Genomic DNA, 26488 nt, shown 5'->3' on the forward strand with positions numbered 1-26488 from the left:
GGCTGGTGAGAGGCACCGTGTCTAGCCCCAAGAAGGCGGAAGACGCCAAGAAACTGGCGGAGACAACGGCCTCGTCCCACACGCTTCTGGAAGGGCGGCTCGGGTACAAGCTCGAGTCCGCCCTTCTGGTGCGCGCGCTGACCCACCGTTCGTACGCGTACGAGAACGGCGGTCTGCCGACGAACGAGCGGCTCGAGTTCCTCGGGGACTCCGTGCTCGGCCTCGTCGTCACGGACACGCTGTACCGCACCCACCCCGACCTGCCCGAAGGCCAGCTGGCCAAGTTGCGGGCCGCGGTGGTCAATTCGCGTGCGCTGGCGGAGGTCAGCCGCGGCCTCGAACTCGGCTCCTTCATCCGGCTCGGCCGGGGCGAAGAGGGCACGGGAGGCCGGGACAAGGCATCCATCCTCGCCGACACCCTTGAAGCGGTGATCGGCGCGGTCTATCTGGACCAGGGTCTGGACGCGGCGGGCGAGCTGGTGCACCGGCTCTTCGACCCGCTGATCGAGAAGTCCTCGAACCTGGGCGCGGGCCTGGACTGGAAGACCAGTCTGCAGGAGCTCACCGCGACCGAGAGCCTCGGCGTGCCCGAGTACCTCGTCACGGAGAGCGGCCCCGACCACGAGAAGACCTTTACTGCTGCCGCCCGCGTCGGAGGCGTCTCGTACGGCACCGGCACCGGCCGCAGCAAGAAGGAAGCGGAGCAGCAGGCCGCGGAGTCCGCGTGGCGCGCGATTCGTGCCGCCGCGGACGAGCGGATCAAGGCGGCCGAGGCCGCCGCTGCCGAGCGGCCCGAGGGAAGCGCCGACGCTCCCTCGGCCTGACGGCCGCACTCCTTTTGGTGCCGGCCGCCCTCCCACCCGGAGGGCGGCCGGCACCGTGCATTCCCGCGCCGTCCCGGCCGGCTGCGCACGCACCCCCATCGCCTCACTCGTCACCCCGGAGCGGACATGCCCGAGCTGCCCGAAGTCGAAGTCGTCCGGCGCGGTCTGGAGCGCTGGGTCAGCGGGCGGCTCGTCCGTGAGGTGCAGGTGCTGCACCCGCGGGCGGTCCGGCGGCACCTGGCGGGCGGCGCGGACTTCGGGGCGCGGCTCGCGGGCCACCGGATCGGCCTCGCCCGGCGGCGCGGCAAGTACCTGTGGCTGCCGCTCGCCGACTCCTCGCAGTCCGTCCTGGCCCATCTGGGCATGAGCGGCCAGCTCCTCGTGCAGCCCCAAGAGGCCCCGGACGAGAAGCACTTGAGGATCCGGGTGCGCTTCGCGGACGACCGGGGCACCGAGCTGCGCTTCGTCGACCAGCGCACCTTCGGCGGGCTGTCGCTGCACGACAACACCCCCGACGGGCTCCCCGACGTCATCGCGCACATCGCACGCGACCCGCTCGACGCGGCGTTCGACGACGCGGCCTTCCACCTCGCGCTGCGCGCCCGCCGTACGACGATCAAGCGGGCGCTGCTCGACCAGTCGCTGATCAGCGGGGTCGGCAACATCTACGCGGACGAGGCCCTGTGGCGCGCGAAGGTGCACTACGAGCGCCCCACCGGCACCTTCACCCGCCCGCGCACGGCCGAACTCCTCGGCCATGTACGGGACGTGATGAACGCGGCGCTCGCCGTGGGCGGCACCAGCTTCGACAGCCTCTACGTCAACGTGAACGGCGAGTCGGGCTACTTCGACCGGTCGCTGGACGCGTACGGCAGGGAGGACGAGCCGTGCAGGCGCTGCGGCACGCCGATCCGCCGGCGCCCCTGGATGAACCGGTCCAGCTACTTCTGCCCCCGCTGTCAGCGGCCGCCGCGCGCCTCGTCGTAGCGCTCCTGCGCCGCCCGCACCTCGTCCTGACGCCCTTCCACGCAGTGGATCAGCGCCAGCAGGCGTCCTGCGACCTCGGTGCCCAGCGGGGTGAGGCGGTAGTCCACGCGCGGTGGGTTGGTCGGCCGCGCGTCCCGGTGGACCAAGCCGTCGCGCTCCAGCGCGTGCAGGGTCTGGGAGAGCATCTTCTCGCTCACGCCGTCGACGCGGCGGCGCAGTTCGTTGAAGCGCAGCGTGCCGTCGTACAGCGCTCCCAGGGTGAGCGCGCCCCAGCGTCCGGTGACGTGCTCCAGCGTGCTCCGCGAAGGGCACTTCCGGGAGAAGGCGTCGTACGCCGGGTCGGTGGCTTCCATCCTTCGAGCTTACTCCCGCACAGCGCTAACCCATGGTTAGTGCCGGTGGTCGGTGCGGGCGGTCAGAAGCCGAAGTCCTGCGTCCACCACGGGCCGCCCGTCGCGAAGTGCGCGCCGACGCCCAGCGTCTTGTACTCGCAGTTGAGGATGTTGGCGCGGTGGCCCGAGCTGTTCATCCAGGCGTCCATGACGGCCTTGGCGTCGGCCTGGCCGCGGGCGATGTTCTCCCCGCCCAGGTTCGGGATCCCGGCCTTCTCGGCGCGGTCCCACGGGGTGGCGCCGTCCGGGTCGGTGTGGTCGAAGAAGTCGCGCTTCGCCATGTCGGCGCTGAAGTCACCGGCCAGCTTCGCCAGCCGGGCGTCCGCCCGCAGCGGCCGGCAGCCCGCCGTGGCGCGCTCCTGGTTGACCAGGGTGAGCACCGCCGCCTCGGCCGCGTCCTCGTCGGACGGCGAGGGCGTGCTCGCCACCGGGGCCTCGGGCTTCTTCTCGGCCGTACGGGTCGGGCTCGGCGCCGACTCGTCCTTGACGTCCTCGTCGGCCTTCGGCTGTGCGGCCGGGGCCGACGGCTGCCGGGACGGGGTGTGCGACGGCTTCGGGTCGGCCGCGGAGGGTGTGGGCTTCGGCGCCTCGGCGCGGCCTGTGCCCCGGCTCGGCGCCGGCGCGGTGCGGTCGGCGTGGCCGTCCGTGCCGCCCTGGGCGTCCACCTCGGTCGGGGCGGCGGCGGAACGTACCTTGCCGGAGTCGCCCCCGCCACCGAGCTGGTAGTTGTCCCCGCCGGGCAGCAGGCCCGCGGCGACCGCGACGGCACCCATGGCGACGGCGGCGGAGACGCCGAGCAGGCCGGTGCGCACCGGAGTGGCGGCGCGGCCCTTCCGGCGGTGCGACACCGCTCCCGGGGGGAATTCAGGGGTGGCGGCGGCCTGTCCAGCGCCGGAGCGTCGGTGGCGTCCCATCTCCTGGCCTTTCGTCCTTTAAGATCTTCGTCCTTTAAGATCAACGTGACTCACCCATATGGGTGAGGCTCATCGAGTCGCGACTGTACGCGATGGCGCATGGGGACGAAGTGCTACGAGTGCAATTGGCCGGTTAGCGTGCACCCATGAACGAAGACGTGCGACTCACCGCCTGGGTGCGAGGACGCGTACAGGCCGTGGGATTCCGCTGGTTCACGCGGGCCAAGGCGCTGGAGATCGGCGGCCTGAGTGGTTTTGCTCTCAATCTGGAGGACGGCCGCGTACAAGTGGTCGCCGAGGGCCCCCGGGCGGGCTGCCAGAAACTGCTCGACTGGCTCCGCGAGGGCGACACACCCGGGCGGGTCGACGGAGTCACGGAGATCTGGGACACACCGCGTGGCATATACGAGAGCTTCGCCATCCGCTGACCCTGACCCGGGAGGACGCGGCGGGACGGGGGCGCCGCGGCCCCGGACGCGTGTCCGAGGCAACTGCCCGGGGCAGAAAAAGCCTGGTGGTTGCCAAGAACGGCTTGTCGTGGCAGGCTCCGCAAGTAAGGATGATCTCCACGCCCCCAGGGCCCCGAAGGAGTAGCCGCGCCGCCCGTTCCGAGGCCGCGCGCCCCCGGGTCGCCCGCCAATACGGGGTGTGATCGTGTTGACCGTCAAACTTTTTGGTGAGACTCTGGAAGCCCCGCGCACCTTAGCTGTTTGGCATGTGAGAACGGCCAGCAAGACCCCAGCAGAACAATGAGTGCCAAGCACCGCGGGTGCGATTCCCTCACGACCCACACCGCTTCGGTCGGTCACTCAGTGTGGAGGACCATCCATCATGGCAAAGGCGCTTCTCGGTTACGTCGGCGGCAGCGACCCGCGACTCCTCGCCGAGATGCGACGGCTCCAGCAGCGTGTCCAGGACCTGGAATCCGAGCTCGTTCGGATCCAGGCCGAGAACGACTCGCTCGCGGCTGCCGCTTCTCACGATTCGCTCCTGGAGAGCATCGACGTACCCCAGGCGGAGCCTGCGCTCACCTGACCACTCATCCCTACGAGAGCACGTCATCACGGGCCTCCGGAATTCCGCGCCCATAGGTAAGCAAGTGGTCGGGCTGTGATGTCAGCTGCTTGCCGCCAGATCTGCAAGGGACGCTTCGGCGTCCCTTCTTTCTTTCCCCGGCGTACGCTGCTTTCTTTACCGTCTGATGTGCCCTGCACCTTCATCGGTGAAACGGCCAGCGAAAGGTAGAGTCCGACGGCGTGCATCTCAAGGCCCTGACCCTGCGCGGCTTCAAGTCATTCGCGTCGGCGACGACACTGAAGTTCGAGCCGGGCATCACCTGCGTCGTCGGCCCCAACGGCTCCGGCAAGTCCAACGTCGTGGACGCGCTGAGCTGGGTCATGGGCGAGCAGGGCGCCAAGTCCCTGCGCGGCGGCAAGATGGAGGACGTCATCTTCGCCGGCACCACCGGGCGGCCCCCGCTCGGCCGCGCCGAGGTGTCCCTCACCATCGACAACTCCGACGGCGCGCTGCCCATCGAGTACGCCGAAGTCACCATCACGCGGATCATGTTCCGCAACGGCGGCAGCGAATACCAGATCAACGGCGACACCTGCCGCCTCCTGGACATCCAGGAACTGCTCTCCGACTCCGGCATCGGCCGGGAGATGCATGTCATCGTCGGACAGGGGCAGCTCGACGGAGTGCTGCACGCCGACCCGATGGGGCGGCGCGCGTTCATCGAAGAGGCCGCGGGCGTCCTCAAGCACCGCAAGCGCAAGGAGAAGGCGCTCCGCAAGCTCGACGCGATGCAGGCCAACCTCGCGCGCGTCCAGGACCTCACCGACGAGCTGCGGCGCCAGCTCAAACCGCTCGGCCGGCAGGCCGCCGTGGCACGCCGGGCCGCCGTCATCCAGGCCGATCTGCGCGACGCCCGCCTGCGGCTGCTCGCCGACGACCTCGTACGGCTGCGCGACGCGCTGAACGCCGAGGTCGCCGACGAGGCCGCCCTCAAGGAGCGCAAGGAGGGCGCCGAGGCCGAGCTCAAGGCGGCGCTGCACCGCGAGGCCCAACTGGAGGAGGAGGTGCGGCGCCTCACGCCGCGCCTGCAGCGCGCCCAGCAGACCTGGTACGAACTGTCCCAGCTGGCCGAGCGGGTGCGCGGCACCGTCTCGCTGGCCGACGCCCGGGTCAAGAGCGCCACCGCCGCACCCCCCGAGGAGCGGCGCGGCCGCGACCCCGAGGACATGGAGCGCGAGGCCGCCCGGATCCGCGAGCAGGAGGCCGAGCTCGAAGCGGCCCTGGAGGCCGCCGAACACGCCCTGGACGACACGGTCGCCCACCGCTCCGACCTCGAACAGCAGCTCGCGGTCGAGGAGCGCAGGCTCAAGGACGTGGCGCGGGCCATCGCCGACCGGCGCGAAGGGCTCGCCCGGCTGCACGGCCAGGTCAACGCGGCCCGCTCGCGGGCGACATCGGCCCAGGCCGAGATCGACCGGCTCGCCCTCGCGCGGGACGGCGCCGCCGAGCGCGCCGTCGCCGCCCAGGAGGAGTACGAACAGCTCAAGGCCGAGGTCGACGGGCTCGACGCCGACGACGCCGAGCTCGGCGAGCGGCACGACACCGCCAAGCGGGAGCTCGCCGAGGCCGAGGCCGCGCTGACCGCCGCGCGCGAGGCGGCCACCGCCGCCGAGCGGAAGCGGGCCGCCGTCGCCGCCCGGCACGACGCCCTCGCGCTCGGCCTGCGGCGCAAGGACGGCACCGGCGCGCTGCTCGCCGCCAAGGACCAGCTCACCGGGCTGCTCGGCCCCGCCGCCACGCTGCTCACCGTCGCCCCCGGCTACGAGGTCCCGGTGGCCGCCGCGCTCGGCGCCTGCGCCGACGCCGTCGCCGTCCGGGGCCCGGCCACCGCCGCCGAGGCCATCCGCCTGCTCCGCAAGCAGGACGCGGGACGGGCCGCGCTGCTGCTGGGCGACGCCCCCGACATCGCCCAGGCGGAACGTTCCGACGGGCCGCCGTACGTCGCCGATCTCGTGCGCGGACCCGACGACCTGATGCCCGCCGTGCGCCGGCTGCTGCGCGGCGTCGTCGCCGTCGGCACCCTGGAGGACGCCGAGGACCTCGTCTACGCGCACCCCGGGCTGACCGCCGTCACCGCCGAGGGGGACCTCCTCGGCGCGCACTTCGCGCAGGGCGGGTCCGCCGGGGCGCCCAGCCTCCTCGAGGTGCAGGCGTCCGTCGACGAGGCCGCCGTCGAGCTGGAACGACTGGCCGCCCAGTGCGAGGAGCTGGCGCGGGAGCAACAGCGGGCGGCGGAGCGCCGCACGCACTGCGTGGCGCTCGTCGAGGAGGTGGGGGAGCGGCGCAGGGCCGCCGACCGCGAGAAGTCCTCCGTGGCGCAGCAGTTGGGTCGCCTGGCCGGGCAGGCGCGCGGCGCCGCCGGGGAGGCCGAGCGCAGCACCGCCGCCGCGGTCACGGCGCAGGACGCGCTGGACCGGGCGGTGGCCGAGGCCGAGGAACTGGCCGAGCGGCTCGCCGTCGCCGAGGAGGCGGGCGACAGCGCGGAGGAGGAGCCCGACACCTCGGTGCGCGACCGGCTCGCCGCCGACGGCGCGAACGCCCGCCAGACCGAGATGGAGGCCCGGCTGCAGGCCCGCACCCACGAGGAGCGCGTGAAGGCACTCGCCGGGCGGGCCGACTCCCTGGACCGCGGCGCCCGGGCCGAGCGCGAGGCACGCGCGCGTGCCGAACAGCGCCGGGCCCGGCTGCGCCACGAGGCCGCGGTCGCCGGGGCCGTCGCCTCCGGCGGGCGTCAGCTGCTCGCCCACGTCGAGGTCTCCCTCGTACGGGCCGAGGAGGAGCGGGCCGCCGCCGAGCGCGCCAAGGAGGTCCGGGAGCGGGAGCTGGCCGCCGCGCGGACCCGGGGGCGCGACCTCAAGGCCGAGCTCGACAAGTTGACGGATTCAGTCCACCGCGGCGAGGTACTCGGTGCCGAGAAGCGGCTGCGGATCGAGCAGCTGGAGGCCAAGGCACTGGAGGAGCTCGGTGTGGAACCGGCGGGACTCGTGGCCGACTACGGCCCCGATCAGCCCGTGCCGCCCTCGCCCCCCGCCGAGGGTGAGGAGCTGCCCGACGACCCGGAGCACCCGCGCAACCGGCCGGTGCCGTTCGTCCGGGGCGAGCAGGAGAAGCGCCTCAGGTCAGCCGAACGGGCGTATCAGCAGCTCGGGAAGGTGAACCCGCTGGCCCTGGAGGAGTTCGCCGCGCTGGAGGAGCGGCACAAGTTCCTCAGCGAGCAGCTCGAAGACCTGAAGAAGACACGGGCCGACCTCCTCCAGGTGGTGAAGGAGGTCGACGAGCGGGTCGAGCAGGTCTTCACGGAGGCGTACCACGACACGGCCCGCGAGTTCGAGGGCGTCTTCTCCCGGCTCTTCCCCGGCGGCGAGGGCCGGCTCGTGCTGACCGACCCGGACAACATGCTGGCCACCGGTGTCGACGTCGAGGCGCGCCCGCCCGGCAAGAAGGTCAAGCGGCTCTCGCTGCTGTCCGGCGGCGAGCGGTCCCTGACGGCCGTGGCGCTGCTCGTCTCGATCTTCAAGGCGCGGCCCAGCCCGTTCTACGTGATGGACGAGGTCGAGGCGGCGCTGGACGACACCAACCTGCAGCGGCTCATCCGCATCATGCAGGAGCTGCAGGAGGCCTCACAGCTCATCGTGATCACGCACCAGAAGCGCACGATGGAGGTCGCCGACGCGTTGTACGGCGTCTCGATGCAGGGCGACGGCGTCTCCAAGGTCATCAGCCAGCGCCTCCGCTAGGCAGCTCCCTTCACCGCTTCAAGACTTGAACACACATCGCCTCAGAGTGCTCATAAATTCACAGCAGCCCACCTATTGACTTCGAAACTTGAAGGCATAGTCTCTGCAACGTTGCTTTTACCTTCAGGTGGTGGGCGGCGTGAAGTTGTGCGCCACTTGAAGAGCTCGCCCCCACCCCCGGCAACGCTGCCGGTGGCCCGAGGAGTACACGTGACCAGCACATCGCAGGCGCCAGATTCCGGAGCCAGAGAGGCCCAGCCGGACCATCTCGGCCATGTCATCTTCATTACGGCGGCCGCCGCGATGGGTGGCTTCCTCTTCGGCTACGACAGTTCGGTGATCAACGGCGCGACCGTCGCGATCCAGCACCGCTTCGACGTCGACGCCAACATGCTCGGCTGGATCATCGCCACCGCGCTGCTCGGCTGTGCCGTGGGCGCCGCCGTGGCGGGACGCATCGCCGACCGCATCGGCCGCATCCGCTGCATGCAGATCGCCGCCGTCCTCTTCGCCGCGAGCGCCATCGGCTCGTCCCTGCCCTTCGCGGCCTGGGACCTGACCGTGTGGCGCTTCATCGGCGGCATCGGCATCGGCATGGCCTCGGTGATCGGCCCGGCCTACATCGCCGAGGTCGCCCCGCCCGCCTACCGCGGCCGGCTCGCCTCCTTCCAGCAGGCCGCGATCGTCATCGGCATCGCGGTCTCCCAGCTGGTCAACTGGGGCATCCTGAACATGGCCGACGGCGACCAGCGCGGCAAGCTGATGGGCCTGGAGGCCTGGCAGTGGATGCTCGGCGTCATGGTCATCCCGGCGCTCCTCTACGGCCTGCTGTCCTTCGCCATCCCCGAGTCGCCGCGCTTCCTGATCTCGGCGGGACGCACCACCGAGGCCAAGAAGGTCCTCGGCGAGGTCGAGGGCACGAACATCGACCTGGACGCGCGCGCCGCCGAGATCGAGGCCGGCATGCGCAGCGAGCACCAGCCGTCCTTCAAGGACCTGCTGGGCAAGGTCGGCTTCCTGCCGATCGTCTGGATCGGCATCGGGCTCTCGGTCTTCCAGCAGCTCGTCGGCATCAACGTGATCTTCTACTACTCGAACCAGCTGTGGCAGTCGATCGGCAAGGACCCGTCCAGCTCGTTCCTGTACTCGTTCGAGACGTCGATCGTGAACATCGTCGGCACGGTCATCGCGATGATCTTCGTCGACCGCATCGGCCGCAAGCCGCTCGCGATCATCGGCTCCGCGGGCATGGCGGCCGCGCTGTTCACCATGGCCTGGGCGTTCTCGTACAAGACCGGCTCCGGTGACACCGTCTCGCTGCCGAACGCGCAGGGTCTGACCGCGATCATCGCGGCCAACGCCTTCGTCCTCTTCTTCGCCCTGTCCTGGGGCGTGGTGGTCTGGGTGCTGCTCGGCGAGATCTTCCCGAACCGGATCCGCGCCGCCGCGCTCGGCGTGGCCGCCTCCGCGCAGTGGCTCGCCAACTTCGCGATCACCAAGACCTTCCCGAGCATGTCCGAGTGGTCGCTGACCGGCTCGTACATCATCTACGGCGCCTTCGCCGCCATCTCGATCCCCTTCGTCATGAAGTTCGTCAAGGAGACGAAGGGCAAGGCCCTGGAGGAGATGGGCTAACCCCCCGCTGCCCCCTCCTCTCCAGGAAGCTGCCCCGGCCCAAGGACGCGTGACTCACTTGTCCTTGAGCCGGGGCAGTACGTTTTCGCAGAAGTGGTGCAGGCTGCGCCAGCCCTCGTCGACGGGCATGCCGCCGGAGAGCGGGTGCAGGACCAGGCTCTCGGCGCCGCCCTTGGCGTGGGCCACGCACTCGTCGGGCGTCAGGACGCGGTAGACGCCCTCCGCGCGCAGCTCCGGCACCGTGGTGGCCGCCGACTTCACCGCCGAGCGGATGTCCTTGGACTGCCAGGAGGCGTACGTGCGCGCCTCGTGCAGGAAGTGCTCGCCGTGCTCGGCCCAGGTGCGGTCGGGGTCGTCCGCGATGTGCAGCAGCGGGGTCTCGGCGGCCGGCATCATCGTCCAGCCCTGGGTGCCGTGCTCGGCGAGCTGCTCGGTGTAGTACGCCGCCAGCTCCGGCAGGTGGGCGCTGGGGAAGAACGGCAGGCCGAGCCGGGCGGCGCGGCGGGCCGCGGCCCGGGAGGAGCCGCCCACGAGCAGCAGCGGGTGGGGCCGGGTGAAGGGGCGCGGGGTGATGCGCACCGTGCGGTCCCGGAACGTGAAGGGCTCGCCCGTCCACGCCTTCAGCAGCGTCTCCAGGAGCTCGTCCTGGAGCTTGCCGCGCCGCTTCCAGTCGACGCCGGCCTGCTCGTACTCCTCGGGCCGGTAGCCGATCCCCGCCACCGTGACCAGGCGTCCCGCGCTCAGCAGGTCGAGCACGGCGATGTCCTCGGCGAGCCGCAGCGGGTCGTGCAGCGGCCCGATGATCGCGGACACCGTCACCGCGATGCGCCGGGTCGCGCCGAAGACCGCGCCCGCGAAGGTGAAGGGCGAGGAGATCCAGTTGTTCTCGGCGCCGTGGTGCTCCTCCGTCTGCACGGTGGAGATGCCGCGGTCGTCGGCGTAGGCGGCCATCTCCAGGGCGGCCCGGTAGCGCTCGCTGAGCGAGGCGGGCGTGGCCGCGGGATCGACGAGGTTGAAACGTACGACTGTGGCGGGCATGGGAACGTCCCCCTTCACCGTGCGCGGGCGGCGGCGAAGGGGGACGTTAGTTGACGCTGTGTCAGATGAATAGTCCCGTGCGGAAGGTGGTGCGTTCCGCGGCGAAGTTGGCGGGGATCAGGCGGAGACCAGTTCGCTCTCGCCCTCGCCCTTGCCGGTGGTGGGTGCCGCGTCCCGCTCGACGAGCGGGGTCTTCGGCAGGAGCGCGTACAGCACGGCCGCGACGACGATCGTGGTCAGCCAGCCCAGGCCGTGCCGGCCGATCCAGGAGGTGGCGAGCGGGCCGCTGAACCAGTCGACCTTGGTGAAGAGCAGGCCCACCAGCAGGGCGACCGCCCACGCCACCATGGCCTGCCAGGCGAAGCCGGCCTTGTACCAGTAGGCGCTGGTGCGCTTGGTGTCCATCAGCGCCTCGCCGTCGTACGTCTTGCGGCGCAGCATGTCGATGCCGAAGACGCCGATCCAGGCGGAGAACGCGACCGCGAGCAGCGTGAGGAAGGAGATGAACGAGCCCATGAAGCTGGTCGCCACGTTCATCAGGATGTAGCCGAAGATCAGGCTGATGACCGCGTTCACGCTGACCGCCCACGCGCGCGGGACCTTGATGCCGAGCGTCATGGCGGTGAAGCCCGCCGAGTACATCGACATCGAGTTGATCAGCAGCATGCCGATGAGGGCCATCAGCAGGTACGGCACCGCGATCCACATCGGCAGCAGCTCGCCGAGGAAGGAGACCGGGTCCTGCGCCGAGGAGAGCTTCGGGTCGGAGACGGCCATGACCGCGCCCATCAGGACCATCGGGGCGACGACGATGCCGGCGCCGCCGATGGCGTGGCCGATGAGCGGCTTGTTCGAGGCGGTGCGCGGCAGGTAGCGGGTGAAGTCCGGTCCGGTGGGGACCCAGCTGATGCCGCCCGCGGCGATGGTGCCGACGCCCGCGACCATCATCGCGGTGGAGCCCGCGGGCTTGTCGAAGACGGCCGACCAGTCGGTCTCGGCGAGCAGGTAGATCAGCACGAGCACGCTGAACGCGCCGAAGGCGTACGTCGACCAGGTGCTGCAGATGTGCAGGATCTTGCGGCCGAGGCCACTGATCAGGAATGTGCAGGTGACGAAGGCGACCAGGGTGACGACGGTCAGCCAGGTGCTCGACTCGACGCCGAAGCAGATGTTCAGGACGGTGATGATCGCGTACGCGCCGGTGACCGCGTTGATCGTCTCCCAGCCCCAGCGGGCCACCCAGATCAGCGCGCCGGGGAAGAGGTTGCCGCGCTGGCCGAAGACCGCGCGCGAGAGCGTCATGCCCGGCGAGCCGCCGCGCTTGCCCGCGATGGAGATGACGCCGACCATGCCGTAGCTCAGCAGGGGCGAGACGAGCGCGACGACGAGGACCTGCCAGATGTTCAGGCCGTTGGAGACGATCAGGCCCGCACCCATGGTGAGCAGCAGGACGCTGATGTTGGCCGCTACCCAGGTGGGGAAGAGCTCGCGGGTGCGCCCCGTGCGCTCGGCGTCCGGGACGGGCTCAAGGCCGCGCGTCTCGAGTGCGCCTTCGGATTCGGCGGTGGTGCTCATGGGGGTGGGTCCGTGCCTCTCGCTCGGCTCGCAACGCTGCGCGCCGTCGGTGGGGGTGAATGCGATGGACTCTACGCGCGTTGATGCGGGGAGCTCCATCGTACTTTAATCCGAGTAGTGCCCTCGATAGGCATATGTTCCTTGGAGGAAAACACAATCTGGGCCTCTCCGGGGGCCATGGCCGATACTGGACGGGTTATGGAAATCGTCATCCTTGCTGTAGTCATCGCCGTGGTCGTGATCGGCGCGCTCGGCGGGCTCGTGATCGGCAGCCGCAAGAAGAAGCAGCTGCCCCCGCAGGCCCCGTCCAGCACGCCCACCATCACCGCCCCTCCCGCCGAGCCGAAGGTCGGCGAAGAGGCCGAGACGCCGCGCGACGAACCGCGCCGCACGATCGAGGAGGTGGAACTCCCGCTCGCCGAGCCGTCGGCGTCGGCCCCGGTCGTCGAGGAACCGGTCGCCGAAGCCCCGGCCGCGCCGGAGATCGAGACCCCCGAGCCCACCGCGGGACGCCTGGTCCGGCTGCGCGCCCGGCTCTCCCGCTCGCAGAACGCGCTCGGCAAGGGGCTGCTCACGCTGCTGTCCCGCGAGCACCTCGACGAGGACACCTGGGAGGAGATCGAGGACACGCTGCTGACCGCGGACGTCGGCGTCGCGCCCACCCAGGAGCTCGTGGAGCGGCTGCGCGAGCGCGTGCGCGTGCTCGGCACCCGCACCCCGGACGAGCTGCGCGCCCTGCTGCGCGAGGAGCTCGTCAAGCTCCTCGGCACCCCCGAGGGCGCCGACTTCGACCGCACCGTGAAGACCGAGTCCGGCCTGGAGACGCCGGGCATCGTGATGGTCGTCGGGGTCAACGGCACCGGCAAGACCACCACCACCGGCAAGCTCGCGCGCGTCCTCGTCGCCGACGGCCGCTCGGTCGTCCTCGGTGCCGCCGACACCTTCCGCGCCGCCGCCGCCGACCAGCTGCAGACCTGGGGCGAGCGCGTCGGCGCCCGCACGGTCCGCGGCCCCGAGGGCGGCGACCCCGCGTCGATCGCCTTCGACGCGGTCAAGGAAGGCATCGCGGACGGCGCGGACGTCGTCCTGATCGACACCGCGGGCCGGCTGCACACCAAGACCGGCCTCATGGACGAGCTCGGCAAGGTCAAGCGCGTCGTCGAGAAGCACGCCCCGCTGGACGAGGTGCTGCTCGTCCTCGATGCCACCACCGGGCAGAACGGCCTCGTGCAGGCGCGGGTCTTCGCCGAGGTCGTCGACATCACGGGCATCGTCCTCACCAAGCTCGACGGCACCGCCAAGGGCGGCATCGTCGTGGCCGTCCAGCGCGAACTGGGCGTGCCGGTCAAGCTGATCGGTCTCGGCGAGGGCGCGGACGACCTGGCGCCCTTCGAGCCCGAGGCGTTCGTGGACGCGCTGATCGGCGAGTAGCGGATCCGCCGCGGGCCACGGCAGGCGCGGACCACGGCAAGCGCGGACCACGGCAGGCGCGGACCACAGGAAGAAGGGCCCTCTCGCACGGTGCAGGTGCGAGAGGGCCCTTCCGTATGCGGGGCCCGTGAGCCGGGTGGCGCGCGTCCTGCGCATGCTTGGGCGTCCTGCGCGGCCTGGCGTTCTGCGCGTTCTGCGCGTTCTGCGCGTTCTACGCGGGCGACCGGTGGGCGACGTACGCCAGCGTGCCGAGCAGGAGGCGGGCCTGCGGAGGGTTCCGTGCCATGTCGAGCGCGGGGGAGCGCAGCCAGCGGACCGGGCCGAGTCCGCCGCGGTCCGAAGGGGGCGCGGTGATGTGCGTGCCGTGGCCCAGGCCGTGCAGGTCCAGGGCGGCGTCGTCCCAGCCCATGCGGTAGAGCAGCTGGGGGAGTTCGGCCGCGGCGCCGGGGGCGACGAAGAACTGCGCCCGGCCGTCGGGCGTGACCGCCACGGGCCCCAGCGGAAGCCCCATCCGCTCCAGCCGGACCAGGGCGCGCCGCCCCGCCGTCTCCGCCACCTCGATCACATCGAACGCGCGTCCCACCGGCAGCAGGACGGCCGCCCCCGGGAACTGCGCCCAGGCCTGCGCCACTTCGTGCAGCGTGGCCCCGGCCGGGACCTCGGCGGCGAAGTCGAGCGGATGGGCGCCGGGCGTGGCGCAGCCGGCGGCCCCGCACGAGCAGGTGCCGTCGACGGCCCGCGCGCCGGGCACCGCGGCCCAGCCCCACAGCCCGGTGTACTCCGCCACCGCCGTGCAGTCCGACGTGCGGCCGCGCCGCCGTGATCCGGTCCGGGGCCTGTCGGTTCCCCGGATGCCGCCGATCGTGAAGCCCATGCCCCCTCCAACGGGTCGAGCGTGCCGTGGTTACGTGACGGAATGGGATCGTGACCCTGTGTTCTCGGGGTGCCGGCGACGGCGCCCGGTGAACTCGCGGGGGGTGCGCCCGGTGGTACACGCCCCGGCGCACTCCGTTCCGCCCACTTTCCGTCGTCCTATGTCAAGTGAATCGCTTGTCGCCGCCCGGGAGTTCATTCGAAGGGGTGGCGAATGGTGGCGTTTCCGGGATCGCCCTCGCGAGAGGGGTGATCGTAGGATTACTTTCGGTACATGACCCTGGGAGTTCGAGCACCCGTGGGTATGCCGGAGGCAAGTCGGTTTCCTGTTCGATGGGTGACATTCACCGGACGGGCGGCCGCACGGCGCGGCATTCTGTTAGGGCTTGGCGTGGACGACGCACAAGTGTCATGAGGGATGGGGGCGTTCCAGTGGGCGGCAACGGCGGAGGCGGAGTGAACGCTGAGAAGCGCCCGAACGAGATGCTCACGTCGTGGTTCGTGCGCAGCGGTTGGTCAAAGGGGGAGTTGGCCCGCCAAGTGAACCGCAGAGCCCGGCAGTTGGGTGCCCACCACATTTCCACCGACACCTCGCGGGTGCGCCGCTGGCTCGACGGCGAAAATCCGCGGGAGCCGATTCCCCGCATCCTTTCCGAGCTGTTCTCCGAGCGGTTCGGCTGTGTCGTCGCCGTCGAGGACCTGGGCCTGCGCGCCGCCCACCGCACGCCCGCGTCCTCCGGCGTCGACCTGCCCTGGACCGGCCCGCAGACGGTCGCCCTCATCAGCGAGTTCTCGCGCAGCGACCTGATGCTCGCCCGCCGGGGCTTCCTCGGCACCTCGCTCGCGCTCTCCGCGGGCCCCGCCCTCATCGAGCCCATGCAGCGCTGGCTGGTGCCCGCGCCGACCACCGCCCCGGCCGAGGAGCCCGACTCCGCCGCGCAGCGCCGCCCCGCCCGGCTGTCCAAGCCGGAGCTGGACCTCCTGGAGTCCACCACGGTCATGTTCCGTCAGTGGGACGCCCAGTGCGGGGGAGGGCTGCGCCGCAAGGCCGTCGTCGGGCAGCTGCACGAGGTGACGGACCTGCTGCAGGAGCCCCAGCCCGAGGCCACCTCCCGCCGCCTGTTCAAGGTCGCGGGCGAACTGGCCGAGCTGGCCGGCTGGATGAGCTACGACGTGGGCCTCCAGCCCACCGCCCAGAAGTACTTCGTCCTCGCCCTGCACGCCGCCAAGGAAGCGGGCGAGAAGCCCCTCGGGTCGTACATCCTCTCCAGCATGAGCCGCCAGATGATCCACCTCGGCCGGCCCGACGACGCGCTCGAACTGGTCCATCTCGCCCAGTACGGCAGCCGGGACATCGCGAGCCCGCGCACCCAGGCCATGCTGTATGCGATGGAGGCCCGGGCGTACGCCAGCATGGGGCAGCCCGGCAAGTGCAAGCGGGCCGTGCGGATGGCCGAGGACACCTTCGCCGACGCCGAGGACTACACCGAGCCCGAGCCCGACTGGATCCGCTTCTTCTCCGAGGCCGAGCTCAACGGCGAGAACGCCCACTCCTACCGCGACCTGGCCTACGTGGCGGGCCGCAGCCCCACCTACGCCTCGCTCGCCGAGCCCGTCATGGACCGCGCCGTGCGGCTCTTCGAGAAGGACGCCGAGCACCAGCGGTCGTACGCGCTCAACCTCATCGGCAAAGCCACCGTCCACCTGCTCCAACGCGAGCCCGAGCAGAGCACCGTGCTCGCCGGACAGGCCCTCGACATCGCCAAGAAGGTCCGCTCGGAGCGGGTCAACACCCGCCTGCGGAAGACCGTCGACACCGCCGTACGGGACTTCGGGGACGTCGCCGAAGTCGTCCGGTTCACCGAGCGGCTCGCCATCGAGATGCCGGAGACCGCCGAAGCGGTCTGACGTCCGGCACGACCGGCCCCGGCCGCGGCAACCATCCCGAACAGCCCGACTCGGCTCCCCCGCGCCAGGTCAGTCGGATGGCCGCCGCGGCCGGTTCTCATGCGTCGCGCAGGGGAGGAAACCGCACCCCGCGTGACCCGGCAGTTCATGGCCGCGTAACACGTACGACCTCTTCGTCACTGCGGCGAAACACCGAGGGGCGCCCCCCGAAACCGCGCTGCGCCAATCTCTGGCGCACAACCGGCCCACCGCCCCGCGCTCCCCGAGCGGGGGCCCCTCGGCACCGCACAGGCTTCGCCCGCACGGGCCGCATACGACGACGAGGAGACGCCGATGCCCCCAGGCATCACGATCGCCGCAGACGCCCCCGAGCTGTCTGCCGCCAACACCGGGTTCATGCTCATCTGCTCCGCCCTGGTGATGCTCATGACGCCGGGACTCGCCTTCTTCTACGGAGGCATGGTCCGCGTCAAGAGCACCCTGAACATGCTGATGATGAGCTTCATCAGCCTGGGGATCGTCACCATCCTGTGGGTGCTGTACGGCTTCTCCGTCGCCTTCGGCACCGACCACGGCAGCCTCTTCGGATGGGAGGGCGACTACGTCGGGCTCAGCGGCCTCGGCATCAACCAGCTCTGGGACGGCTACACCATCCCGGTCTACGTCTTCGCCGTCTTCCAGCTGATGTTCGCGATCATCACCCCCGCGCTGATCAGCGGCGCCCTCGCGGACCGCGTGAAGTTCACCGCCTGGGCGCTGTTCATCGCCCTGTGGGCCACCGTCGTCTACTTCCCCGTCGCCCACTGGGTCTGGGGGACCGGCGGCTGGGCCTACGAACTCGGCGTCATCGACTTCGCCGGCGGCACCGCCGTGCACATCAACGCCGGTGCCGCGGCGCTCGGCGTGATCCTCGTCATCGGCAAGCGCGTCGGCTTCAAGAAGGACCCGATGCGGCCGCACTCGCTGCCGCTGGTCATGCTCGGCGCGGCCCTGCTGTGGTTCGGCTGGTTCGGCTTCAACGCCGGCTCCTGGCTCGGCAACGACGACGGCGTCGGCGCGCTCATGTTCCTCAACACCCAGATCGCCACCGCCGCCGCCATGCTCGCCTGGCTCCTCTACGAGAAGCTCCGCCACGGCGCGTTCACCACGCTCGGCGCGGCCTCCGGCGCCGTCGCCGGCCTCGTCGCCATCACCCCCTCCGGCGGCTCCTGCTCGCCGCTCGGCGCCATCGCCATCGGCGCCGTCGCCGGACTGCTCTGCGCCATGGCCGTCGGCCTCAAGTTCCGCTTCGGCTACGACGACTCCCTCGACGTCGTCGGCGTCCACCTGGTCGGCGGCGTCGTCGGCTCCGTCCTCGTCGGCTTCTTCGCCACCGGCGGCGGCCAGTCCGACGCGGCCGGGCTCTTCTACGGCGACCACACCTTCGACCAGCTCTGGAAGCAGCTCGCCGGGGTCGGCGCCGTCCTCGGGTACTCCCTGGTGGCCTCCGCGATCCTGGCCCTGCTCATCGACAGGACCATCGGCATGCGGGTCGACGAGGACGACGAGGTCGGCGGCATCGACCAGGTCGAGCACGCCGAGACGGCCTACGACTTCAGCGGCGCGGGCGGCGGCACCGCCCCCCGGACGGCGGCCGTGCCCGCGCCGGGCACGGACGGCGTACCGGCCGGTGACCGCGCCAAGGGACCGCACAACAAGAAGGTGGACGCATGAAGCTCATCACCGCGGTCGTCAAGCCGCACCGGCTCGACGAGATCAAGGAAGCGCTGCAGGCCTTCGGCGTCCAGGGCCTCACGGTCACCGAGGCCAGCGGATACGGGCGACAGCGCGGCCACACCGAGGTCTACCGGGGCGCCGAGTACACCGTCGACCTCGTGCCGAAGATCCGCATCGAGGTGCTCGTCGAGGACGACGACGCCGAACAGCTCCTCGAGGTCGTGGTGAAGGCGGCCCGCACGGGCAAGATCGGTGACGGCAAGGTCTGGAGCGTCCCGGTCGACACGGCGGTCCGGGTGCGCACGGGAGAACGCGGGCCCGACGCGCTGTGAGTCGCCGGGCCGGGGGGCCGAACGGAACTGAGCGGGACGGAACAGGAGCTGCCGGGTGACGAGCGTGGACGTACCGACCGAAGCGGAAGACTCCGGACCCAGCGGCTACGCGGCGGCCCGGCTGCGGCTCCTCCACGAGGAGTCGCGGTCCGGGCCGCCGCGCCGTGCGGCCCTCGCCGAGCTCACGGACACCTGGCTGACCGGGCTCTTCGAGGGCGGCGGCACCGCGGGCGTGCCCCGGGGCGCCGCCCTCGTCGCCGTCGGCGGCTACGGCCGCGGCGAGCTGTCGCCCCGCAGCGACCTGGACCTTCTCCTCCTGCACGACGGGACCGCGGACCCCGCCGGGATCGCCGCGCTCGCCGACCGCCTCTGGTACCCCGTCTGGGACCTCGGGCTCGCCCTCGACCACTCCGTGCGCACCCCCGCCGAGGCCCGCACGACCGCGGGCGAGGACCTCAAGGTCCACCTCGGCCTCCTCGACGCCCGCCACATCGCCGGCGACCTCGGCCTGACCGCCGCGCTGCGCACCACCGTCCTCGCGGACTGGCGCAACCAGGCTCCCAAGCGGCTGCCCGAACTGCGCGAACTGTGCGAGGAACGCGCCGAGCGCCAGGGCGAGTTGAGCTACCTCCTCGAACCCGACCTCAAGGAGGCCAGGGGCGGCCTGCGGGACGCGACCGCGCTGCGGGCCGTCGCCGCGTCCTGGCTCGCCGACGCCCCGCGCGAGGGTCTAGCCGAGGCCCGCAGGCGCCTCCTCGACGTGCGGGACGCCCTGCACCTGGCGACCGGCCGGGCCACCGACCGCCTCGCCCTCCAGGAACAGGACCAGGTCGCCGCCGGACTCGGCCTGCTGGACGCCGACACCCTGCTGCGCCAGGTGTACGAGGCAGCGCGCGTCGTCTCGTACGCGGGCGACGTCACCTGGCGCGAGGTCGGGCGGGTGCTGCGGGCGCGGTCCGTGCGGCCCCGGCTGCGGGCCATGCTGGGCGGCGGCAGGGGCGCGGCCGCCGCCGAGCGGTCCCCGCTGGCCGAAGGGGTCGTCGAACAGGACGGGGAGGCCGTGCTCGCCCGGGCGGCCCGCCCCGAACGGGACCCCGTCCTGCCGCTGCGGGCCGCCGCGGCCGCCGCGCAGGCCGGCCTCCCGCTGTCGCTGCACGCGGTCCGCCGGCTCGCCGCCGCCGCGCGGCCGCTGCCCACGCCGTGGCCCGCCGAGGCGCGCGAGCAGCTCGTGACGCTGCTCGGTGCGGGGCGGCCCACCGTCGAGGTGTGGGAGGCGCTGGAGGCCGAGGGACTCATCACGCGGATGCTGCCCGACTGGGAGCGGGTGCGGTGCCGGCCGCAGCGCAACGCGGTGCACACCTGGACGGTCGACCGGCACCTGGTGGAGACGGCGGTACGGGCCGCCGACCTCACCCGGCGTGTGGGGCGGCCCGACCTGCTCCTGGTCGCCGCGCTGCTGCACGACATCGGCAAGGGCTGGCCCGGCGACCACTCCGCCGCCGGGGAGATCATCGCCCGGGACGTCGCGGCGCGGATCGGCTTCGAGGGGGCCGACGTGGCGGTCGTCGCGTGCCTGGTCCGCCACCACCTGCTTCTGGTGGAGACCGCCACCCGCCGGGACCTCGACGACCCGGCGACGGTACGGGGGGTCGCCGAGGCGGTGGGCTCCGTGGGCACGCTGGAACTGCTGCACGCGCTGACCGAGGCGGACGCGCTGGCCACCGGGCCGGCGGCGTGGTCGGCGTGGCGGGGCACGCTGGTCGCCGACCTGGTGAAGCGGGTGGCCGCGGTGCTCACCGGGGAGGCGCCGGAGCCGGGGGCGGGGGACGAGGCGGCGGCCCCTACGGCGGAGCAGGAGCGGCTCGCGGTGGAGGCGGTCCGGACGGGCGGGCCCGTGCTGGCGCTGCGGGCGCGGGTGGAGGAGTCCGAGGAGGCGCTCGGGGTCGAGTTGTCGGTGGCCGTGCCGGATCAGCCGGGGGTGCTGGCGGCGGTGGCCGGGGTGCTGGCGGTGCATCGGCTCACGGTGCGGGCCGCGGAGCTGCGGGGGCTGGAGCTGTCCTCCGAGGTGGGGGGTGCGGGGGCGGGCCCGGTGCTGTTGCTGAGCTGGCGGGTCGCCGCGGAGTTCGGTTCGCTGCCGCAGGCCGCGCGGCTGCGGGCGGATCTGGCGCGGGCGCTGGACGGGTCGCTGGACATCGGGGCGCGGCTCGCGGAGCGGGAGGCGGCGTATCCGCGGCGGCGGGGGTCGGTCGCGCCGCCGGCCCGGGTGACGGTCGCTCCGACGGCCTCGCGGCTCGCGACGGTGATCGAGGTACGGGCGCAGGACGCGCCTGGGCTGCTGCATCGGATCGGGCGGGCGCTGGAGGAGGCGGGGGTGGTGGTGCGCAGTGCGCATGTGTCGACGCTGGGGTCGAACGCGGTGGACGCGTTTTATGTGACGGGGGTGGACGGGGTGCCGCTGGAGGGGGATGCGGCGGTGGAGGTGGCTCGGGGGGTGGAGGGGGTTCTGCGGGGGTAGCGCGGGGAGCGCGGGTTCGCCTTCTCTTCGGTGGGTGGGGCGGGGCCGCGGGGGTATGTGCGTACTCGCTATCCCTGCGCCCCGCTGCACGAACAAAGACGGCATTGTGCGCTCGGTGCTCCGTGCGCACATACCCCCACGTCCCCTCGCGTCTCGTGTGCGGGTGCGGGCCGGTGGGGCTTGTTCCGTGAGTCCCCTCGACCGGAGAGGCGAGGGAGCACCGACACGCCCGCTCGACCGGAGAGGTGGGGGTAAGCCCATCAGTCCCCTCGACCGGAGAGGCGGGAGTGAGCCCATCAGTCCCCTCGACCGGAGGGGTGAGGGTGAGTCCGTAGGTTCCCCTCGACCGGAGAGGTGGGGGGAGTTCCCCACCCACCCGCCCCCGCCCGGGACGAGGGTGGGGCTCACCCGGCCCCCTCCGGCCCAGCGGGACTCACCCGCCCCTACTCCCGCCGAACGGCGCAGGGCAAACGGGTGGGTGGGTGGGAGGTATCCGCCGCGGAGCGGCGGAACTGGTTCTGCCGGCGGACGAAGAAGGGCGAGCACCCCCCCGATCCGCCGCGGAGCGGCGGGACTGGTCGTGCCGGTGGGCGGAGGGAGGCGAGCACCCCCCGATCCACCGCGCAGCGGTGGGCTTGTGGATCCGCCCGGGCGCCCCCGCCAGACCAAGTGCGGCCCACAGCTCCAGCCACCCCCCGTCGACCGATACTCTGGAAGGCGACCTGTCCCCCTTCCCCCGACCCGAGGATTCGCGACCGCCGTGTTCGATACTCTCTCCGACCGCCTCGCAGCGACATTCAAGAACCTCCGGGGCAAGGGCCGCCTGTCCGAGGCGGACATCGACGCCACGGCCCGCGAGATCCGCATCGCCCTGCTCGAGGCGGACGTCGCCCTGCCCGTCGTCCGCGCCTTCATCAAGCAGGTCAAGGAGCGTGCGGCCGGCGCCGAGGTCTCCCAGGCCCTCAACCCCGCCCAGCAGGTCATCAAGATCGTCAATGAGGAGCTCATTGGCATTCTGGGTGGTGAGACGCGGCGCCTGCGGTTCGCCAAGACCGGGCCGACCGTCATCATGCTGGCGGGTCTGCAGGGTGCCGGTAAGACGACCCTCGCGGGCAAGCTCGGCCTCTGGCTGAAGGGGCAGGGCCACGCGCCGCTGCTCGTCGCCTGTGACCTCCAGCGTCCGAACGCCGTCAATCAGCTGAGCGTCGTCGCCGAGCGCGCCGGCGTCGGCGTCTACGCCCCCCAGCCGGGCAACGGCGTGGGCGACCCGGTCCAGGTGGCCAAGGACTCCATCGAGTTCGCGAAGACCAAGCAGTTCGACGTCGTCATCGTCGACACCGCCGGTCGCCTCGGCATCGACCAGGAGCTGATGCAGCAGGCCGCGGACATCCGCGACGCCGTCAGCCCCGACGAGGTGCTCTTCGTCGTCGACGCCATGATCGGTCAGGACGCGGTCAACACCGCCGAGGCGTTCCGCGACGGCGTCGGCTTCGACGGCGTCGTCCTCTCCAAGCTCGACGGCGACGCCCGCGGTGGTGCCGCCCTGTCGATCGCGCAGGTCACCGGCCGCCAGATCATGTTCGCCTCGAACGGCGAGAAGCTGGACGAGTTCGACGCGTTCCACCCGGACCGCATGGCGTCCCGCATCCTCGGCATGGGCGACATGCTCACGCTGATCGAGAAGGCCGAGCAGACCTTCTCGCAGCAAGAGGCCGAGAAGATGGCCTCCAAGCTGGCCTCCAAGAAGGGCCAGGACTTCACGCTCGACGACTTCCTGGCCCAGATGGAGCAGGTCAGGAAGATGGGCAGCATCAGCAAGCTGCTCGGCATGATGCCCGGCATGGGGCAGATCAAGGACCAGATCAACAACCTCGACGAGCGCGACGTCGACCGCACCGCCGCGATCATCAAGTCGATGACGCCCGCCGAGCGCGCCGACGCGTCGATCATCAACGGCTCGCGCCGTGCCCGTATCGCCAAGGGCTCCGGCGTCGACGTCAGCGCCGTGAAGAACCTGGTCGAGCGCTTCTTCGAGGCCCGCAAGATGATGTCCCGCATGGCCCAGGGCGGCGGCATGCCGGGCATGCCCGGGATTCCGGGCATGGGCGGTGGCCCCGGCAAGCAGAAGAAGAAGCAGAAGCAGGCCAAGGGCAAGCGCAAGTCGGGCAACCCGATGAAGCGCAAGCAGGAGGAGCAGGAGGCGGCCGCGCGCCGCGAGGCGGCCGGTCAGGCCGGCGGCGCCCTGGGCCTCCCGGGCGGCCAGGCCGGGAAGAACTTCGAGCTGCCCGACGAGTTCAAGAAGTTCATGGGCTGAGTCCGGCCCCTCTCGTACGCGCCTCGGGCGCCCCTCCACGGAGGGGCGCCCGAGGCGTTTGCGGGGGTGCGGCCGAGCAGGTGCCCGGGTTTCATTTCTGACGTAACGTCCGGATATGAGCAACCCTGTGCCGCCGCGCCAGGCGCCTGATCAGCCGTGGCGCTCCGAGGGCGCGCCCCCGCCCGCCCCCACGCCGCCGCCGAAGAAGAAGATGCCCGGCGGCTGGGGGAGCCTGATCCTGACGGCTCTGATCGTCTACCTCATCGCCAACCTCGTGCTGTCCTTCTTCAACGACGGCGACGAGCCGACGATCTCGTACACCGAGTTCAGCAAGCAGGTCGACGCCGGCAACGTCACGAAGATCTACGCCAAGGGCGACGCGATCCAGGGCCAGCTCAAGAAGGAGCAGTCCAAGCCGGACGGCGACAAGGGGAAGTACACCAAGTTCACGACGCAGCGGCCCGCCTTCGCCGACGACAAGCTCTGGGACGACCTGACCAAGCACGACGTCACCGTCACGGCCGAGCCCGTCGTGCAGGAGCGCAGCTTCCTGTCGAACCTGCTGATCTCGCTCGCCCCGATGCTGCTGCTCGTGGTGCTGTGGATCTTCATCGCCCGCCGGATGAGCGCGGGGATGGGCGGCGGGGGCGGCATGCTCGGCCGCAAGACGCCGCCCAAGCCGGTGGAGCTGGAGCCCGGGGCCAAGCGGACCACGTTCGAGGACGTGGCGGGCATCGACGAGGTCGAGGGCGAGCTCAACGACGTCGTCGACTTCCTGAAGAACCCCGACGCCTACCGCGCGATGGGCGCCAAGATGCCGCGGGGCGTGCTGCTCGCGGGCCCGCCCGGCACCGGCAAGACCCTGCTCGCGCGGGCCGTGGCGGGCGAGGCGGGCGTGCCCTTCTTCTCGGCCTCGGCCTCCGAGTTCATCGAGATGATCGTGGGCGTGGGCGCCTCCCGCGTACGGGAGCTCTTCGCCGAGGCCCGCAAGGTCGCGCCGTCGATCATCTTCATCGACGAGATCGACACCATCGGGCGCGCGCGGGGCGGCGGCAGCGGGATGGGCGGCCACGACGAGCGCGAGCAGACGCTGAACCAGATCCTCACCGAGATGGACGGCTTCTCGGGCGCCGAGGGCGTCATCGTGCTCGCCGCCACCAACCGCGCCGACATCCTCGACCCGGCGCTGACCCGGCCGGGCCGGTTCGACCGCGTCGTCAACGTCTCGCCGCCCGACCGCGGCGGCCGCGAGGCCATCCTCAAGATCCACACGAGGTCCATCCCGCTGGCCGACGACGTCGACCTCGCCCAGGTCGCCCGTACGACACCGGGCATGACCGGCGCCGAGCTCGCCAACCTCGCCAACGAGGCCGCCCTCATCGCCGTCAAGCGCCAGCAGAAGACGGTCACGCAGTCCGACCTCTCCGAGGCCATGGAGAAGGTGCAGCTCGGCGCCGAACGCCCGCTCGTCATGCCCGAGGAGGAGCGCAGGCGCACCGCGTACCACGAGAGCGGGCATGCCCTCCTCGGCATGCTGCAGCCCGGCGCCGACCCGGTCCGCAAGATCACCATCGTGCCGCGCGGACGCGCCCTCGGCGTCACCCTCTCGACCCCGGACTCCGACAAGTACGCCTACACCGAGGAGTACCTCCGGGGGCGCATCATCGGCGCCCTGGGCGGCATGGCCGCCGAACACGTCGTCTACGGAGTCATCACCACCGGCGCCGAGAACGACCTGGAGCAGGTCACCAACATCGCGCGCGGCATGGTCGGCCGCTGGGGCATGAGCGAGCGGGTGGGCCGGCTGTCGGCCCTCCCGAACGACGCCCAGCAGGCCTACGGTCTCGCGGCGGCCCCGGAGACCCTCGACGCCATCGACGGCGAGATGCGCCGGATCGTCGACGAGTGCTACGAGAGCGCCTGCCGACAGCTGCGCGACCACCGGGACCAGCTGGACGCCCTGGCCGCCGCCCTGCTGGAGAACGAGACCCTGGAAGAGGCCACCGCCTACCGGGTGGCGGGCATCACGCGGATGACCAAGGAAGGCTGAGCCCGCCGCCCCGGCGGAGGACGCGGTGCCACGGAGGACGTGTCCCTACGGAGTACGCGCGATCAGGTAGCGGAAGACGTTCGGCATCCACACCGTCCCGTCCCTGCGCCGATGCGGATGCAGTGCCTCCGTCAGCTCCTTGTCGACCTGCACCGGGTCCGTCGCCCGGACCGCCGCGTCGAACAGCCCCGTCGACAGCAGTCCGCGGGCCGCGCTCTCCACGTCCGCGTACCCGAAGGGGCAGGCGACCCGGCCCGAGCCGTCCGGCCTCAGACCGGCCCGGTGGGCGACCTCCTCCAGGTCGTCCCGCAGCGCGGGGCGCCAACTGCCCGCGCTGCGCAGCGGGTCGGCGAGCTTCGTCGCCACCCTCATCACGGAGGAGGTGGCGCAGCGCTCCGGAGGACCCCAGCCCGCGAGCACCACCGGGGTGCCGCGCCCGGCGAGCGGGGCCGCCGCCTCCAGCAGCCCCGACAGCCCTTCGGAGTCACCCGCCGTGCAGCCGATCGGCTGGAACGCGGTGATCAGGTCGTACGCGGGCCGGTCCGGGTCCGCCGCGTCCGCGGGGCCGCCCTCCACGAGCCGGGCGTCGCCGCGCGCGCGTGAGCTCCCCGTGGCGTGCGACAGCAGCCGCTCCCGCGCCAGCGCGAGCCGCTCGGGCTGCGACGGGTCGACGCCCGTGACCACGGCGCCCCGCGAGGTCGCCATCAGCAGTGCGAGACCGGAGCCGCAGCCGAGGCCGAGGAGCCGGGTGTGCCGTCCCACTTCGAGTCGTTCGTACACCGCTTCATAGAGCGGGACCAGCATCCGTTCCTGGATCTCCGCCCAGTCACGCGCGCGTGCACACAGGTCCACACGGGGCGACGTGCCCGCGTGGCGGTGGTGCGACTGCACGAGTGTTGGTGTCATCGAAAGCGCCCCAATCCAACGAGAGTTAGTGCCGTGCCGGAATTCAACGGTTCGTCCGCCCCCGTGCAGTGCGCTCGCACTCCCCCCGTATGCCAGGGAACTGCGCATCCGTCGTGGCGTCCAGGGGTTGTGGGCCACGGCTTGCGTGCCACCGGGGGCGGGGCGGTGCCGGACGCCGACGGGACCCCGGGTAACGTCGCTGTCGTGGCCCGCTCCTCCTGAGGCGCGCGGCTCCGCAACCGGCGCACCGGTGCGCGGCCCGTA

At 71.8% G+C, this 26488-nt stretch carries 19 protein-coding genes; 13 read left to right on the top strand and 6 right to left on the bottom strand.

Translation table 11 applies throughout. The annotated features are described in order from the left end of the window. The first annotated feature begins 5 nt into the window (after window positions 1-5). The gene (rnc, locus tag ACFYXE_RS06230; RefSeq protein ID WP_361173913.1) at window positions 6-824 is read left to right on the top strand and encodes a ribonuclease III; all 819 of its coding nucleotides are present in this window, start codon (window positions 6-8) and stop codon (window positions 822-824) included. A 126-nt stretch (window positions 825-950) separates the two neighbouring features. Further along, entirely contained in the window at window positions 951-1811 is an 861-nt protein-coding gene (mutM, locus tag ACFYXE_RS06235; protein WP_361173910.1) for a bifunctional DNA-formamidopyrimidine glycosylase/DNA-(apurinic or apyrimidinic site) lyase, read from the top strand. On the opposite strand, the gene ACFYXE_RS06240 is transcribed toward mutM, so the two are convergent. Both ACFYXE_RS06240 and ACFYXE_RS06245 read right to left on the bottom strand, forming a co-directional pair. After that, window positions 1784-2164, bottom strand: coding sequence for a winged helix-turn-helix transcriptional regulator (locus tag ACFYXE_RS06240; protein ID WP_389309228.1), 381 nt, complete (start codon window positions 2162-2164; stop codon window positions 1784-1786). The two genes, mutM and ACFYXE_RS06240, sit on opposite strands and share 28 nt — an antisense overlap. A 62-nt stretch (window positions 2165-2226) precedes the next feature. Further along, window positions 2227-3117: a CAP domain-containing protein gene (locus tag ACFYXE_RS06245; protein WP_389309230.1), complete on the bottom strand. Its 891-nt coding sequence runs from the start codon at window positions 3115-3117 to the stop codon at window positions 2227-2229. 146 nt (window positions 3118-3263) lie between these two features. Here ACFYXE_RS06245 and ACFYXE_RS06250 point away from each other — a divergent pair, with 146 nt between their 5' ends. The 4 genes from ACFYXE_RS06250 (at window position 3264) to ACFYXE_RS06265 (ending at window position 9566) form a co-directional block, all read left to right on the top strand. Further along, on the top strand, window positions 3264-3545 hold the full coding sequence (locus ACFYXE_RS06250; protein ID WP_389309232.1) for an acylphosphatase: 282 nt from the start codon (window positions 3264-3266) through the stop codon (window positions 3543-3545). A 403-nt stretch (window positions 3546-3948) separates the two neighbouring features. After that, the gene (locus ACFYXE_RS06255; RefSeq protein WP_361173898.1) at window positions 3949-4152 is read left to right on the top strand and encodes a hypothetical protein; all 204 of its coding nucleotides are present in this window, start codon (window positions 3949-3951) and stop codon (window positions 4150-4152) included. Between the two features lie 221 nt (window positions 4153-4373). Then, the gene (gene smc / locus ACFYXE_RS06260) at window positions 4374-7931 is read left to right on the top strand and encodes a chromosome segregation protein SMC (protein ID WP_389309234.1); all 3558 of its coding nucleotides are present in this window, start codon (window positions 4374-4376) and stop codon (window positions 7929-7931) included. 210 nt (window positions 7932-8141) lie between these two features. Next, window positions 8142-9566 (top strand): sugar porter family MFS transporter, encoded by a 1425-nt coding sequence (locus ACFYXE_RS06265; protein ID WP_361173892.1) that lies wholly within the window; start codon window positions 8142-8144, stop codon window positions 9564-9566. A 54-nt stretch (window positions 9567-9620) separates the two neighbouring features. On the opposite strand, the gene ACFYXE_RS06270 is transcribed toward ACFYXE_RS06265, so the two are convergent. Continuing rightward, complete coding sequence (locus ACFYXE_RS06270) at window positions 9621-10604, bottom strand: LLM class flavin-dependent oxidoreductase (protein WP_389309237.1); 984 nt, start codon at window positions 10602-10604, stop codon at window positions 9621-9623. Between the two features lie 117 nt (window positions 10605-10721). After that, window positions 10722-12179 carry a purine-cytosine permease family protein gene (locus ACFYXE_RS06275; protein WP_389309239.1) on the bottom strand — a complete coding sequence of 486 codons (1458 nt, stop codon included), beginning with the start codon at window positions 12177-12179 and terminating at the stop codon, window positions 10722-10724. Between the two features lie 198 nt (window positions 12180-12377). Here ACFYXE_RS06275 and ftsY point away from each other — a divergent pair, with 198 nt between their 5' ends. Beyond that, the gene (gene ftsY, locus ACFYXE_RS06280) at window positions 12378-13610 is read left to right on the top strand and encodes a signal recognition particle-docking protein FtsY (RefSeq protein ID WP_361173883.1); all 1233 of its coding nucleotides are present in this window, start codon (window positions 12378-12380) and stop codon (window positions 13608-13610) included. Between the two features lie 211 nt (window positions 13611-13821). On the opposite strand, the gene ACFYXE_RS06285 is transcribed toward ftsY, so the two are convergent. Next, a complete protein-coding gene (locus ACFYXE_RS06285) occupies window positions 13822-14484 on the bottom strand; it encodes a bifunctional DNA primase/polymerase (RefSeq protein ID WP_389309242.1) in 663 nt (220 codons plus the stop codon). A 431-nt stretch (window positions 14485-14915) separates the two neighbouring features. On the opposite strand from ACFYXE_RS06285, the gene ACFYXE_RS06290 reads away from it, so the two are divergent. The 6 genes from ACFYXE_RS06290 to ftsH all read left to right on the top strand — a co-directional run bounded on the left by ACFYXE_RS06290 (window position 14916) and on the right by ftsH (window position 25318). After that, window positions 14916-16391, top strand: a complete 1476-nt coding sequence (locus ACFYXE_RS06290) for a hypothetical protein (protein WP_389309244.1) — start codon at window positions 14916-14918, stop codon at window positions 16389-16391. 333 nt (window positions 16392-16724) lie between these two features. Next, entirely contained in the window at window positions 16725-18104 is a 1380-nt protein-coding gene (locus ACFYXE_RS06295) for an ammonium transporter (RefSeq protein WP_389309246.1), read from the top strand. Continuing rightward, entirely contained in the window at window positions 18101-18439 is a 339-nt protein-coding gene (locus ACFYXE_RS06300) for a P-II family nitrogen regulator (RefSeq protein WP_055698112.1), read from the top strand. Before ACFYXE_RS06295 ends, ACFYXE_RS06300 begins: the two co-directional genes overlap by 4 nt. 55 nt (window positions 18440-18494) lie before the next feature. Beyond that, window positions 18495-20954, top strand: a complete 2460-nt coding sequence (locus tag ACFYXE_RS06305) for a [protein-PII] uridylyltransferase (RefSeq protein ID WP_389309249.1) — start codon at window positions 18495-18497, stop codon at window positions 20952-20954. Window positions 20955-21714: 760 nt separating this feature from the next. Beyond that, window positions 21715-23268 carry a signal recognition particle protein gene (gene ffh / locus ACFYXE_RS06310; protein WP_361181650.1) on the top strand — a complete coding sequence of 518 codons (1554 nt, stop codon included), beginning with the start codon at window positions 21715-21717 and terminating at the stop codon, window positions 23266-23268. 115 nt (window positions 23269-23383) lie between these two features. After that, window positions 23384-25318, top strand: coding sequence for an ATP-dependent zinc metalloprotease FtsH (gene ftsH, locus ACFYXE_RS06315; protein ID WP_389309251.1), 1935 nt, complete (start codon window positions 23384-23386; stop codon window positions 25316-25318). Window positions 25319-25363: 45 nt separating this feature from the next. Here ftsH and ACFYXE_RS06320 read toward each other — a convergent pair whose 3' ends face one another. Then, window positions 25364-26224, bottom strand: a complete 861-nt coding sequence (locus ACFYXE_RS06320; protein ID WP_389309253.1) for a class I SAM-dependent methyltransferase — start codon at window positions 26222-26224, stop codon at window positions 25364-25366. Window positions 26225-26488: the final 264 nt, after the last annotated feature.

The organism is Streptomyces sp. NPDC002564 (assembly GCF_042889645.1).
Taxonomy (GTDB): Bacteria; Actinomycetota; Actinomycetes; order Streptomycetales; family Streptomycetaceae; genus Streptomyces.